Source organism: Thalassospira sp. MIT1004 (assembly GCF_001858545.1).
GTDB classification, from domain to species: Bacteria; Pseudomonadota; Alphaproteobacteria; order Rhodospirillales; family Thalassospiraceae; genus Thalassospira; species Thalassospira xiamenensis.
The window spans coordinates 407,853-421,060 of the sequence record NZ_MCAO01000011.1 but is presented as its reverse complement, the minus strand read 5'-3'; the positions used below and the strand labels follow the sequence as shown (position 1 = coordinate 421,060).

At 55.6% G+C, this 13,208-nt stretch carries 12 protein-coding genes; 1 reads left to right on the top strand and 11 read right to left on the bottom strand.

Annotation, left to right across the window (positions count from 1 at the left end):
• Nucleotides 1-8 precede the first annotated feature (8 nt).
• On the top strand, nucleotides 9-329 hold the full coding sequence (locus BC440_RS06685; RefSeq protein ID WP_063094279.1) for a YnfA family protein: 321 nt from the start codon (nucleotides 9-11) through the stop codon (nucleotides 327-329).
• 89 nt (nucleotides 330-418) lie between these two features.
• On the opposite strand, the gene BC440_RS06680 is transcribed toward BC440_RS06685, so the two are convergent.
• From BC440_RS06680 to BC440_RS06630, 11 genes are all read right to left on the bottom strand, one after another.
• Nucleotides 419-1,066 carry a ThuA domain-containing protein gene (locus tag BC440_RS06680; RefSeq protein ID WP_063094281.1) on the bottom strand — a complete coding sequence of 216 codons (648 nt, stop codon included), beginning with the start codon at nucleotides 1,064-1,066 and terminating at the stop codon, nucleotides 419-421.
• A gap of 11 nt (nucleotides 1,067-1,077) precedes the next feature.
• On the bottom strand, nucleotides 1,078-2,187 hold the full coding sequence (locus tag BC440_RS06675; RefSeq protein WP_063094283.1) for a Gfo/Idh/MocA family oxidoreductase: 1,110 nt from the start codon (nucleotides 2,185-2,187) through the stop codon (nucleotides 1,078-1,080).
• A gap of 15 nt (nucleotides 2,188-2,202) precedes the next feature.
• A complete protein-coding gene (gene ugpC, locus BC440_RS06670; RefSeq protein ID WP_063094285.1) occupies nucleotides 2,203-3,234 on the bottom strand; it encodes a sn-glycerol-3-phosphate ABC transporter ATP-binding protein UgpC in 1,032 nt (343 codons plus the stop codon).
• Complete coding sequence (locus tag BC440_RS06665) at nucleotides 3,227-4,849, bottom strand: glycoside hydrolase family 43 protein (RefSeq protein ID WP_139189981.1); 1,623 nt, start codon at nucleotides 4,847-4,849, stop codon at nucleotides 3,227-3,229. The genes ugpC and BC440_RS06665 overlap by 8 nt, the downstream gene beginning before the upstream one ends.
• Before the next feature lie 4 nt (nucleotides 4,850-4,853).
• Nucleotides 4,854-5,684 (bottom strand): carbohydrate ABC transporter permease, encoded by an 831-nt coding sequence (locus tag BC440_RS06660; protein WP_062951245.1) that lies wholly within the window; start codon nucleotides 5,682-5,684, stop codon nucleotides 4,854-4,856.
• Complete coding sequence (locus BC440_RS06655; RefSeq protein ID WP_063094287.1) at nucleotides 5,681-6,613, bottom strand: sugar ABC transporter permease; 933 nt, start codon at nucleotides 6,611-6,613, stop codon at nucleotides 5,681-5,683. Before BC440_RS06655 ends, BC440_RS06660 begins: the two co-directional genes overlap by 4 nt.
• A 108-nt stretch (nucleotides 6,614-6,721) precedes the next feature.
• Nucleotides 6,722-7,981, bottom strand: a complete 1,260-nt coding sequence (locus tag BC440_RS06650) for an extracellular solute-binding protein (protein ID WP_063094289.1) — start codon at nucleotides 7,979-7,981, stop codon at nucleotides 6,722-6,724.
• A 147-nt stretch (nucleotides 7,982-8,128) separates the two neighbouring features.
• A complete protein-coding gene (locus tag BC440_RS06645; RefSeq protein WP_063094291.1) occupies nucleotides 8,129-9,160 on the bottom strand; it encodes a LacI family DNA-binding transcriptional regulator in 1,032 nt (343 codons plus the stop codon).
• Between the two features lie 113 nt (nucleotides 9,161-9,273).
• Entirely contained in the window at nucleotides 9,274-10,707 is a 1,434-nt protein-coding gene (locus BC440_RS06640) for an ATP-binding protein (RefSeq protein WP_063094293.1), read from the bottom strand.
• 16 nt (nucleotides 10,708-10,723) lie between these two features.
• Nucleotides 10,724-11,917, bottom strand: coding sequence for an HD domain-containing phosphohydrolase (locus tag BC440_RS06635; protein WP_063094295.1), 1,194 nt, complete (start codon nucleotides 11,915-11,917; stop codon nucleotides 10,724-10,726).
• A gap of 12 nt (nucleotides 11,918-11,929) precedes the next feature.
• On the bottom strand, nucleotides 11,930-13,150 hold the full coding sequence (locus tag BC440_RS06630) for a response regulator (protein WP_037987020.1): 1,221 nt from the start codon (nucleotides 13,148-13,150) through the stop codon (nucleotides 11,930-11,932).
• Between the last annotated feature and the right edge of the window lie 58 nt (nucleotides 13,151-13,208).

Here is a 13,208-nt window from a genome sequence, read left to right as displayed (position 1 = left end):
GGGGAAAGATGCACAGCATTGTGGCCTATGCCGGTGCAGCAATTGCCGAAATCGCCGGATGCTTTGCATTCTGGGCGTGGCTTCGACTTGGCAAGTCCGCGCTTTGGATCGTGCCGGGGATTTTATCGCTGATCGCGTTTGCCTGGTTGCTGACCAAGGTTGAAAGCGATTTTGCCGGTCGGGCCTATGCGGCCTATGGCGGGATTTATATCGTCGCGTCGGTGGGCTGGTTATGGCTGGTTGAGGGCAAAATGCCCGACCGATGGGACATGACCGGGGTTGCGGTCTGTTTGATTGGTGCGGGGATTATCCTGTTTGCGCCGCGATAGGCAGGCGATTTTTTGACAGTGTCATCAAATGCAAAGACCACACCCGAAAATCAACGGGTGTGGTTTTTGTCAATGCGTGGTGGCGGGGCTTAGCGTGCCGCCCAAATCAGGCCGCGACGGACAATTTCGTACATCTGGGGCACTTTGAATTCGTCGGCAACGTGACCAAGGGCCGAGAAAAAGACCCGTGCCTTGCCATAGCGGTGTTTCCAGACCACCGGCATTTTTACGCCGTCAATCCAAGCGGCATGTTCGCCGGTGAAGGTGGTTTCGGCCAGCACATCAATCGCCGGGTCGATATGCATGTAATATTGTTCGGAATGGTAATCGAAATCGCCGATGCCTTCGACAACGGGATCATCGGGTTTGGTAATGTTGACGCGGTAATCAATGATATTGCCCGGATGGGCGACCCATTGCCCGCCGACCATGAATTGATAGGCCGGTTCCATACGGAACGTATCGCCCATGCCACCATGAAAACCGCCAAGCCCGGTTCCGGCAGCAATGGCGGCAACCAGATTGTCGAGTGCATCCTTTTCAACCGTCGTCTGGGTGCAGAGAGGCACAATCAGATCAAACCGATCAAGGTCTTCGCGTGCAAGGCAGTCTGTGCCTTCGACCCGTTCGGTGTTGAAGTTTTCGTTGCGCAGCATGGTGTCGATAACTTTGGCGCAGGCTTCGGGTTCGTGTCCTTCCCATCCGCCATAGAAGATGAGGGCTGATTTCTGGGGCATGGATTTATCCTTTATGCGTGAATTTGGCCGACGGACAGGTTTGGTGCGAGCCCGTCGGGTCGGTCACAATGGCTTTGGATGGCGATGGTGCGTTGTTCGAGGGTGGCGGTCAGGAGGCTTTCCATCACGTCAAGAACATGCAGGGCGAGTTTGCCACTGGCACGGTGCGGACGATTATTGAGAATGGCATCGGCCATATCGGCGATGCCGATCCCGCGATAATTGTCATCGCCATAGCCATGCGTCATTGGCATGTCCTGCCAGTCTTCGCCACGGCGATAGAGTGCGACGGTGCCATCAAAGCGGTTGGGATCGGGGACAAGCAGGGTGCCTTCGCTGCCATAGACTTCAAGCGGGGTGTGGCGGTGTGCCTCGACATCGAAGCTGGTGGTGATCTGAACCAGTGCGCCGCTGGTAAATTCCATGACACCGGTAATATGGGTTGGCGTGGTGACGGGAATTTCCTGCCCCTTGCGGGGGCCGGATTCAATGACGCGGGTGGTGCGACTGCTTCGCCCCATGCCCGAAACACGCGATACCGGACCCAGCATATTGACCATCGCGGTGATGTAATAAGGTCCCATATCGAGCAGCGGACCGCCGCCATCCCGCACATAGTAGAAATCCGGGTTGGGATGCCAGCGTTCGTGACCGGGCAGCATCAAGGTAGCGGTCCCGGCCAGGGGAGTGCCGATTTTGCCCTGATCAATCAGGGCGCGTGCGGTCTGGTGACTGCCGCCAAGGAAGGTATCGGGCGCGCAGCCGACCCGCACACCTCTTTGGGCCGCGAGCGAGAGCAGGGCACGGGCATCGGCGGCTGTGCCGGTTAGCGGTTTTTCGGAATAGACATGTTTGCCGGCATTTACCGCCGCCATGCTGACATCCATATGAGCGGCCGGGATCGTCAGATTCAGGATGATATCAATGTCATCGCGGGCCAGAAGGGCATCGACGGTCAGGGCATCGACGTTGAATGCCTCGGCGCGGATGCGCGCCGCATTCGGGTTCAGGTCGGCGACGGCCTTGACGTCGATCTGCGGGAAGGTTTGGGCACGTTTAAGGTATATTTCGCTGATTACACCGCATCCGATGATACCAACGCCAAGTGATGATGCTGTCATAACGAGTTTTTCCGTTCAGGTGGCGGGCGCAGAAAGTGCGTCTTTGGCGTGGATTTTGCGGCCATCCTTGCCAAACAGATGCAGGTGCTTTTCATCCGGGGTCAGGAAAACACGATCCCCGGTGCGCAAGGGGTGATGGCCGGGCAGGCGCACGGTAACGGGCCCGAAATCATCGGTTTCCATATAGACGACCGTGTCGCTGCCAAGATTTTCAATCACCCCGACCTTTGCCGGCCATTTGCCGTTATCGAGATGAACTTCGAGATGTTCGGGGCGGATGCCGACCGATTTGATGTCATCGTGGCCAATGGCCTGACCGGGCAGCAGGTTCATTTTCGGTGACCCGATGAAGGCGGCGACAAATTCGGTTTGCGGATTGTCGTAAAGTTCCATCGGCGGGCCGACCTGTTCGATGCGACCGCCATTCATGACCACGATCTGATCGGCCAGTGTCATGGCTTCGACCTGATCGTGGGTGACATAAACCATGGTGGCACCGATGGATTGGTGCAGTTCGGCCAGTTCGACACGCATCTGGGTCCGCAGGGCGGCATCAAGGTTTGAAAGCGGTTCATCAAACAGGAAGACCTTGGGATTGCGCACAATCGACCGCCCGATGGCAACGCGTTGACGTTGCCCGCCGGAAAGTTCGGAAGGTTTGCGATCCAGCAAAGGTTCAAGATGCAGGCGTTTGGCAGCATCCCTGACGCGTTCTTCGCGCTCTGCGGCGGGCATTTTCATCAGACGCAGGCCAAAATCGATATTCTGTGCCACCGTCATATGCGGATAAAGCGCATAGGATTGGAACACCATCGAAATGCCCCTGTTGGATGGTTCGAAACCGGTGACGTCAGTGCCGCCGATTTCAATCGTCCCGGATGTCGGTTTTTCCAGACCGGCAATCATGCGAAGCAGGGTCGATTTGCCGCAGCCCGATGGCCCGACCAGAACGGTAAAGGAGCCATGCGGGATTTCGAGTTCGATATCAGGGATGACTTCGATGGGGCCGAAGCATTTATTGATATGTCTGAGATGAACGTCAGCCATTGTTGCTTTCCCCGTTGGCTTTATAGATGAAATGAGCAAAATCGGCGTGAACACCGCGGCCGCTATTGTCATGGGCGGCCATGCCGATAAAGGCACCGGTGAAGTTCGTGCCTTCGCCGCTTCCGGCTTCGTCAGACAGGGCGGTGTGATCGAGGACCGCATCAATCATGGTCCAGTCCCCACCCGGCAGGGCATAGCGGAACCGCAATTCCGGCCCGTTCACATCGACGCCAAGGCGGATGACACCGTCCTTTGGAAGGTCGATAGACGCCGGCAGCGGGTAGGTCAGCCGGGCATAGGGGAAATCGCCCGGGCAGCTATAGATGTTGAGCTTGCGATTGCCGTCTTCGTCGGCGGTGACAGCAAGGTAATGGTACTGGAACCTGTTGTACCACGCCATCAGGCCCGCCATCTGCTGGAAGTCCAGTGGGGTAAATTCGACAACGGTTTCGGCACTGTAATTGATGTCAGTCTGGCGACGGGCCACAAGGGAATGTTCGAATGCGCCCCCGGGTGCCTGACGCCCGAACAGCCGCAGATGCCCCGGCCGTTCGGCCAGCGAGAACAGATGTTCGGGTTCGGGGGTACGCAGCCATTGGAACATGGCAGGTAGGTCGCCCGGTGTGAAATCAATACGCGACGGTTCGGCTTCGAACGGATGGGGTTCAAGATCGGGGGCCGGGACCGTCAGGTCAGGCTCGTTGGTGCCATTGGCCAGACGGGGCCATTCGCCTTTTTCCCAGATCAGTTTCTGGATCGCGGTTTCGCGGCCCAGCGGTGATCTTTTAGTGCCGGGCAGCGGACGGCTGCACAGATGCACCATATAAAATTCACCATTCTGCGTTTCGACAATATCGGCATGGCCCGCACGTTGCAGCGGGTTTTCGGGATTGTCCTTGGCGGTCAGGATATGTTTGGCCGGATCGGTTTCATACGGGCCGGTCAGTTCACGTGACCGGGCGATGGTCACGGCGTGGTTATAGCCAGTGCCGCCTTCGGCCACGAGCAGATAGTAATAGCCATCCCGACGATAAAGATGCGGGCCTTCGGTAAACAGGTGATCGGTCCCGCGATAGATGTTGCGGATCGGTCCGACAAGTTTCTGTTCGGTGGTGGCGTATTCCTGAAGGGCGATACCGACAAAGCGTTCACCGACCACCTGATTATGATCCCAGATCATGTTGATCAGCCATTTGCGGCCATCATCATCATGGAACAGCGACGGATCAAAACCCGATGCATTGAGATAGATCGGATCAGACCACGGGCCATCAATGGCGGGGGCAGTGACAAGATAGTTTGGCGTATCCTTGAAGGCGCCATCCTTGCGTTTGACGTCGGTATAAATCAGCCAGAACAGACCGTCGGCATAGGTCAGGCAGGGCGCCCAGATGCCACCGGAATCCGGGTTGCCGCGCATATCGAGTTGCGATTTGCGGTTTAACGGACGCGATATCAGTTTCCAGTTTACCAGATCGCGGGAATGATGAATTTGAACACCGGGGAACCATTCGAAGGTCGAGGTCGCGATGTAATAATCATCGCCCACACGGCAGATTGACGGGTCCGGGTTGAAACCGGGAAGGATGGGGTTCTGGATCATTTCAGCAGACATGGCATCAACCTTTGACAGCACCACCGGTAAGGCCGGCGACGATATATTTTTGGGCAGCGAGGAAGAACACGATGGCGGGCATGATCGTCAGGGTGACGAAGGCCAGGGTGCGGTTCCATTCGGTGACGAATTCACCGCGGAACTGCATCATGCCAAGCGGCCATGTGAAGGCTTCGCGTGAATTGAGCATGACCAGAGGCAGCAGGAAGTTGTTCCAGCTCTGGACGAAGACGAAGACGCCAACCGTGGCGAGGATCGGTGTGGAAAGCGGCAGGGTGAACCGCCAGAAAAACCTTATATAGCCACAGCCATCGACATAGGCGGCTTCGAACAGTTCACGCGGGAGCTGTTCGAAGAAGGTGCGGAAAAGCAGAATTGCCAGCGACAACCCGAAGGCGGTTTGCGGCAGAATGACCGACCAGTAGGAATCCAGAAGGCCGATATCGCGCACCTGAATGAACAGCGGCAGGATGGCGGTTGCAAACGGGAACATCAGGCCCAGCAGCAGATAGGAAAACAGCATCCGCGATCCGAAGAAGCGGATTTGCGCGAACACATAGGCCGCAGCCGCCCCGACCAGAAGGGTCAGGATCACCGCCGACACCGAAATCAGCAGCGAATTGCCCAGATATCGCCAGAAAGCCGGATCGGACACGATGGCGTTATAGAATTCGAAATTCCAGCTTTCGGGCAGGCCAAAGGCGCTGGTGCGGATTTCGGCATTTGTTTTAAAGCCGCCAAGAGCGGTGGCAAGCAGGGGTGCGATGACGAAACTAGCGATGACGCACAGTATGGTGACGCGCAGAAGATTGCGCAGGAAGGTTTTGCTTGTCATGGCTTTTTCCCCGGCGACATGGCGGCACGTTGATAGAAAATGGCAACGGCAACCGCGGTGATGAACAGGACAACCCCGATAGCACTGCCAAAACCGATGCGCAGACGTGTCAGGCCGAAGGTGTAAAGATAGGTGACAATGGTATGGCTGGTGTTGGATGGGCCACCATTGGTCAGCGGGATGATCACGTCAAAGACCTGAAGCGCGCCGATGATGGCGAAAAAGGCGCTGACGATGATGGCAGGTTTGATCAGCGGGATCTGTACATAGCGCACGATATCAAACGGTTTTGCGCCTTCGATGCGGGCGGCTTCGATCAGATCGCGGGGTACGCCTTGCAGGGCGGCGATATAGATCATCATGTGGAAGCCGAAATATTTCCAGACAATCACGGTCATGACGGCAACAAAGGCCCAATCGCGATCGGCCAGAATGAAGAAGGGTTCAAGCCCGAAGGTTTCGCCAACCGATGCGGTGACGCCGTAATGGCCGTCGAAAACGAAGCTCCAGATCAGGCCGGCGGCGACTTCGGCCAGAATGTAGGGCACAAAGAAGATCAGCCGAAAAAGGGCATTGGTCGGTGTTTTCTTATAGATCAGAAGGGCCAGAAACAGGGCGAGTGGCATCTGCACCAGAAGCGATACCAGAACGATCTTTATCGTGTTCCAGATCGCCGAATGAAACACGGAATGTCCGATCATCTGTTCGAAATTCTTCAGTCCGACATAGTCGGTCGGTTCGCCATATCCGTTCCAGTTAAAGAACGCGAAATAGCCCGACTGAAGCAGGGGAAGAATGACAAACAGGCTGAACAGGATCAGGGCAGGCGGCAACAGCAACACAAGGGCCGCGAATTTGCCATTGGTCAGGACGTTTTTTGTGCGCTGGACCAGCGAAAGGTGCGGCGGGGCGTGGGGGATGGTCGGCATGGGCCGCCTCCGAAGCATGTATCATTGGAGAAGGTGGGGGCGTTGCCCAACCCGCAAGCGGATCGAACCAAACGCCCCCGAATGCAGGGTCAAATGCAGGGTCAGAACTTACTGGAAGTCCCAGGCTTCCTGAATTTGTGCGGCGGCTTCTTCTGGGGTGATGACTTCCTGGGCCAGATCGGCGGAAATATCATTCACCGTGGCGCCGACGGACGCCCCGAGATACTGATCAAGGAAGATCTGATGATAGGAAGATTGCGTCAGATCCCGCGCGACCTGCTGGAAGAACGGATTATCGATTGCGTCGTCGGTTCCCTTGACGATCGGAATGAAGATCCCGGCCTTGGCGGCTTCGCGCTGATATTTGGCGCTGATCATGTGTTGCAGGAAATCAGCCGCTTCATCAGGCGCATTATGGGAAACCGCCCAGCCATTGATGCCGCCAAAGGTTGCATCGGCACCGGCTTCGCCGCCATCGATCATCGGGAAGGGCATGATGGCCAGTTGGTCATCAGACAGGCCCTTGCCACTTTGGGAACGCGCACGCGACGGCAGATAATCCCAATCCCCCATCAGGTGGAAGGCCGCGGCACCGTCGCCGAACATGCCGCTGGCTTGTTCGTAGCTTGTGCCCATCATGCCCGACTGGAATGGTTCGAGCTTGACCAGTTCCTGGAAGGTCCGGCCCGCATTGACGAAGGGCTCTGATTCGAAATTCTCGCCGTCATCCTGCATGGCTTCGTTAATCGCATCCGCCCCGCCATAGCGCAGCGCAAGATAGGCCCAGTAGAAATGCAGTGGCCATTTATCCTTGCCGCCGGCGACAATCGGGGTGATGCCGGCATCCTTGATTTTCTGAACCGCTTTGAGGAAATCATCCCAGGTTTTGATCTGGGTGTGATCGACGCCAGCCTTGGCGGTCAGGTCTTTATTGACCCAGAAGATGACCTCGGTCGCATAGATTGGCAGGCCGTAAATCTTGTCGTCGACCGAATAGGCGTTAACCGCGGATTTGGGAACGGTATCAAGGAAGTCGCTGTTTAGCAGGCCGGATATGTCTTTGAGGAAGCCTGCCTTTGCCTGATCGGCCAGCGTCTGACCGCCCCAGCTATAGAAAATGTCGGGGGCAGCATCGGATTGCAGCAGGGTCGGCAGTTTGCTTTTATAGGCTTCGTTGGCGAGATATTCGAAATTGACTTTCACGCCGGGGTGGCTGGCTTCGTAATCTTTGCCGATAGTCGACAGATATGCCTTCTGGGCCGGATCGCCGGTTTCAACGCGCAGAATATTGATGGTGGTATCGGCCTGAGCGGCGACGGTGCACAGACTGCATACGGCGATGCCGACAGCGCCAAACATATGTTTCATTGGTTCCTCCCGGGGGTTGCTTTTGCAACCTTTTGTTGATGTATTTTAGGACGAGACGATATTCAGTTGCTTTTCTGAGGTACGTACGTCTTTGATGAACGTACCTCAAAAGAGAGGAATTTAAAAGTGCCTGTTTCAGATTTTGTTCTAGGGGAGGTTGTCACGCATGAAAATATCGATGCGGATGCGTTCCTGTGCATTCAGGAAGGGGCGTCCGTCAACCAGTGCCTTTAGCACACGCACGGCACTTCGGGCTTCATGGCCGGGGTCCTGATTGATGACGGCATCAAAGATGCCGTTTTGCAATGCGGTCCGGGTATGTTCGGTCAGTTCGTGGGCGACCACCGGGATTTTTCCGGCCTTGCCGGTTTTTTCAAGAGCGCGGATAACGCCACGATTGCCCGCCCCCAGGCTGTATAGTGCGACAATATCGGAATTTTGTTCGAGCATTTCGCGCAGCAACAGTTCCACCCGGTCGGAATTATCGAGACCTTCGATAGCAGGCAGGATCGAGAAATGCGGATATTCGTTGCGGATGATCCGTTCAAAGCCGTTGCGCCGTTCCATATGGTCACGCAGTAGCATTGAGCCTGCTATGACCGCGATTTTCCCCGATGGCGCATGGCAAAAACGACCAAGCAATCCGGCGGCAGTCCGGCCGGCAACTTCGTTATCAATCCCGATGAAATGTTCGCGCCGGGATGTCGGATGGTCACTGACCAGGGTCACGACATGGATATTGCGTTCCCGCAATCCCTCTATGGCCTGATGCACGGCTTGTGATTCCGTGGCGACAACGGCGACACCGTCGAATTTCTGATGGCCAATGGCATCAAGCACCTCGGCCAAGGCAATGCCATCGAAGGCCGTGACCATGATGGTTTCGATTTCTATGCGATCAAGAGGTCCGTGTTCGGCAATTTTGCCAACTTCCTGCTCCAGGCCACGCATGAAGGTATTGGGGCCTTTGGGCAGGATAAAGCAGAACCGGTAAAAGCGTTTTTTGGACAGATTGGCGGCGGCGATATCGCGTTCATATCGCAGTTTTGCCATGGCTTCTTCGACCTTGCGCGCGGTGGCCGGACGGACGCCGCTTCGTGCATTTAAAACCCTGTCGACGGTGGCAAGACTGACTCCGGCCTCGCGGGCAACGTCATGAACGGTCGGACGCGACGCCATATTGGTCTCCAGATTGGGTTTTCGCCGATGAGGTTTTCAGAAGCCGAACCCTAACTTATGAAACAGTTCTATTAAATCCAATATATTCAAAGATGTCGCGATACATCGGGATCCTAGGCATTTTTCTTCTTTTTATCGGGAGCCTTTTTGACCGTGTCAGGTTTACCTGTCCGATCCTCGGCCGGGAGGAGGACGTGGAAGGTTGTGCCCTTGCCCATTTCGGTTTCAAACCAGATGCGTCCGCCATGCTTGACCTGCACGATGTCGTGGGTGATGGCAAGGCCCTGACCAGTGCCCTTGCCGACTTCCTTGGTGGTGAAAAACGGGTTGAAGATTTTGGATCGGTTTTCCTTGGCGATGCCGGTGCCGTTATCGGAAATACTGATCAGGACACTGTCATCAAGGAAGGTGGTTTTGATCCTGATCTCGCCTTCTTCGGGCGTGCGTCCGGCGGCGTCAATCGCCTGGGCGGCATTGACGAGCAGGTTGAGAAACACCTGATTGATTTCGTTGATGTGACACGGGATATGCGGCACTTCCGGTTCGTATTCTTCGATGAGTTGCGCATAATGTTTCCATTCGTTACGCGAAATCACGGTGACGTTTGACAGGACGCGATTGATATCGGTCGCGGTTTTTTCCGCCCCGCCCGGATGGGAAAATTCCTTCATCGACAGCACAATGCGGGCCACCTGATTGATGCCGTCAAGGGATTGCTGGGTGGCGTGCGGGATTTCATCAAGCAGGAATTCCAGATCGGCATCGCGCATTTTGCGGGCAAAATTGTTGAAGGTGTTTTCCGGCAAACGATCACGATTTTGCCACAGCGTTTGCAACGCCAGCCCCAGAATGCGCGACAGCGCGCCATAGCCGTCATTGAGGAATTTCAGGTTGTCGCGGATATACTGGCTGGGCGTATTGATTTCATGGGCAATGCCCCCGGCAAGATGACCGATGGCTTCGAGTTTCAAGGCTTCGCGCAATTCACCTTCGAGCTTTTGATGCGATTCTTCGGCCTGTTTGCGGCGCGTGATATCGCGGAAAATGTAAAGGTAGCTCATTTCGCCGGTGAAATTGGCGGGGCTTACGGTGATTTCCATCGGAAAGGTATCGCCATCAAGGCGCTGCCCCATGGTTTCGGTATAGTCATAGCGCAGTGTGCCGCTGCTGATATTGATGCAACGGTTAAGCAATTTGTGACGCACGGTCGATTTTCGATCGACAAACAAGGCATTAACCGACCGGCCCAGCATATCGGACATCGTGCCCCGCATCAGATTGAGTGCAGACTCGTTGCAATCGCAAATCATCCCGGCACCATCAATGACCAGAATGCCTTCGACAACGCTGTTGAGGATGGTTTTAAGCCGCTGATTTGACTCTGTTTCGCGTTTCTTCTGTTCGTTCAGAAGAGCATGAATCTGTTTCAGGGCTTCGGGGCTGACATCAAGTTGATCAATCGCGTCGAGCAAGTCGTCGGTACCCGCCGAATCGCTGGTCGGGTGGATGACCTTGAGGTTTTCGTCATTGTGGTGTGTGTCGTTCATACCGGCTTTCCGTGTTTCAACCGTTTTGCGAAGGTTTCATGCCGCCACGACGAATGCGGATCGGTTCATGGAATTTGTGGATCTGTTGAAACACGCGCAGGCGCTGCAACTGGACCTCGGAAACGTGGTTGCCGTGGGTCAGCAGCACATGACCATCGACGGTTTCGATATCGGTCATCAGGAAGTCGTGCACACGCAGCGATTTCAGCAAGATATCCTGTTCGCGGCCCTTGGGATGGATATCGACATCGTAAGAGTCGTCAACTATTGCCAGCAGGTCGGAAATCTGACCGAAAAGTTCCGGATCGTAGCGATGCGAATGTTCTTTCAATTCATCGAAATTCTGGGCCAGTGGCATGTCGCTGGTGCTGATTTCCGCAAGGTCATTGAGGATACGCAGCACGCGCGCGCCAAGAGGAATATCCGTACCCTTCGGACTGTTGTCAGTGGGGAAGCCCGTCCCGTCAAAATTGCGGAACTGAAGATAGACGATTTCGCCGATATGGTTCAAACGCGGGATATTGGAAATCAGTCGTTTTCCGACCTCTGGCGTGCGTTTCAAAAGGTCGCGTTCAAGCGGTTGCAGAACCTTGCCCATGGCCAGACGCGCCAGCGTTTCAGGTGGTAGCGAGACCAGGCCAATCGGCGCAAGAAGGGCGGCCAGACCAAGTTCCCACGGCTGGGGATAGCCAATATCGCGCGCAATCATGTCGCACCATGATTTCACCCGCATGGAACGGCCGAATATCAGGGGATTAAGCTGTGCGAGAACATCGGTCAGAACCTTGACGCTGCCTGCCAGTGTCTGTTCCAGAAGATCGCGTTCCGCCGTGATCAGATGATATTGACGGATGGCATCGTTGATCCCCTGTTCAAGAATTTCATCATCGCAGGGTTTGCTGAAAAACCGGAAAATATGGCCGCGATTGATGGCCTCGACAGCGGTGTGCTGGTCGGCATTGCCGGTCAGCATCATGCGAACCGTATCGGGACTGACGCGCCCGATTTCGGTCAGAAGTTTCACACCGTCCATGCCAGGCATCCGCATATCGGCGATGCAGACGGCAAAGGGACCGTCTTCCATCAGGATACGTAGGGCTTCCTGCCCGCCAATGGCGATTTCAAAATCGTATTTGTGACGCATCTTGCGTTGCAGGGCATGCAGCAGGTTTTTGTCGTCATCAACGAAAAGGACTTTGCTTTTTTCCATGGCCACGGATCTTTACTGGGTCAGGGTTTTGTATTTGTCGGCGACAACGCGCGCGATCATGCGCCATTCGTCAAGCTGGTCAGCTTTGCCGATGGTTTTCAGATATTCCATGTCGATATGGCTTTCGACCTGTTTGCCGGTTTCTTCGGCGGCAACCTGCCGGGTGAGGTCCTGTGCGACATAAATTGCGGTAAGGACGTTCATTTCGCGATGCGGGGTATCCATCGGGCGGTGGTGATAGGCAACGGCCTGTACCACCGGGGCGGGGAAGCCCCATAAACCCAGAAGATAGGCGCCTATTTCCGGATGACCGGCGCCGAACTGTTCGATTTCGGCCTGTTCGATGGGGATATGTTCCTGTTCGACCCGATCAATCACCTTGGCCATTTCGGCATTGCGGTTGGCATAAAGGATCAGGCTGCCGACGTGGCTGAGCATGCCGGTCGAGGGAACAGCGTGGCAGATGGCGCGCGGCAGTTTTTCATATTCGGCAATCAGGGCGGCGGTGACGCCGATCTGCTGGCTGCGATGGCAGAGGCGCAGCAATTTGTCGGCTTCGCTTTTGGGGCCATCAAATCCGCGGAAAATGCCAACAAAAAGGGCCAGTGCTTTTAGCGTCTCGGTCCCGATCATGCGTACGGCATGGGAGACGGAACTGATTTTCTGGGCGATGGCGAAATAGGCGGAGTTGGTCAGTTTCAGGACTTCGGCGGTCAGGGCGATATCGGATGAAACGATCCGGGTGATCTGATCCTGGGATATTCTCGGGTCTTCGAGTGCCTTGACCAGCCGAAGGTAAGTATCGGGCGGGGAACTGAGTGTGTCGATGCTGGCAACGAGGGACCGCAATTCCGGCCTGGTCAGCAGACTGCGCAAATCAAGCGCGTTTTCGATGGTTTCGATCAGCACCAGGTCTTCGCACGGTTTGGCAAGATATTGATGGGCTGGCCCGACGGTACGCAGGACGGCCTCTTCCTCGGCGAAGCCCGAAAGGATGATGCGGGTGGCGTGTGGATGGGATTTTTGCAGGGTGCTCAGCAACGTTGCGCCATCCATACCGGGCATCCGCATATCCGATACGACCACATCGAATTCTTCGTGACTGGCAAGTTCAATGGCGGCAGCCGCACTGGTGGCAAAAACCATGTGCCAGTCCGGACGCATGCCGCGCAACCGCCGCCGCAGGCCGTTCAGGATGTTTTCGTCATCATCAACGAACAGGATATTATTCATAAAATAGGTCCATGCCACGAGAACTGACTATGGATTTGGTGATTTTGTCCGCCAGATC

Excerpts from the sequence above, each read along its gene's own strand:
- BC440_RS06680 (WP_063094281.1), bottom strand. The coding sequence starts at position 1,066 with ATGCCCCAGAAATCAGCCCTCATCTTCTATGGCGGATGGGAAGGACAC.
- BC440_RS06635 (WP_063094295.1), bottom strand. The coding sequence starts at position 11,917 with ATGGAAAAAAGCAAAGTCCTTTTCGTTGATGACGACAAAAACCTGCTG.
- BC440_RS06650 (WP_063094289.1), bottom strand. The coding sequence starts at position 7,981 with ATGAAACATATGTTTGGCGCTGTCGGCATCGCCGTATGCAGTCTGTGC.
- BC440_RS06655 (WP_063094287.1), bottom strand. The coding sequence starts at position 6,613 with ATGCCGACCATCCCCCACGCCCCGCCGCACCTTTCGCTGGTCCAGCGC.
- BC440_RS06665 (WP_139189981.1), bottom strand. The coding sequence starts at position 4,849 with ATGTCTGCTGAAATGATCCAGAACCCCATCCTTCCCGGTTTCAACCCG.
- BC440_RS06645 (WP_063094291.1), bottom strand. The coding sequence starts at position 9,160 with ATGGCGTCGCGTCCGACCGTTCATGACGTTGCCCGCGAGGCCGGAGTC.
- BC440_RS06640 (WP_063094293.1), bottom strand. The coding sequence starts at position 10,707 with ATGAACGACACACACCACAATGACGAAAACCTCAAGGTCATCCACCCG.
- BC440_RS06675 (WP_063094283.1), bottom strand. The coding sequence starts at position 2,187 with ATGACAGCATCATCACTTGGCGTTGGTATCATCGGATGCGGTGTAATC.
- BC440_RS06685 (WP_063094279.1), top strand. The coding sequence starts at position 9 with ATGCACAGCATTGTGGCCTATGCCGGTGCAGCAATTGCCGAAATCGCC.
- BC440_RS06660 (WP_062951245.1), bottom strand. The coding sequence starts at position 5,684 with ATGACAAGCAAAACCTTCCTGCGCAATCTTCTGCGCGTCACCATACTG.
- ugpC (WP_063094285.1), bottom strand. The coding sequence starts at position 3,234 with ATGGCTGACGTTCATCTCAGACATATCAATAAATGCTTCGGCCCCATC.
- BC440_RS06630 (WP_037987020.1), bottom strand. The coding sequence starts at position 13,150 with ATGAATAATATCCTGTTCGTTGATGATGACGAAAACATCCTGAACGGC.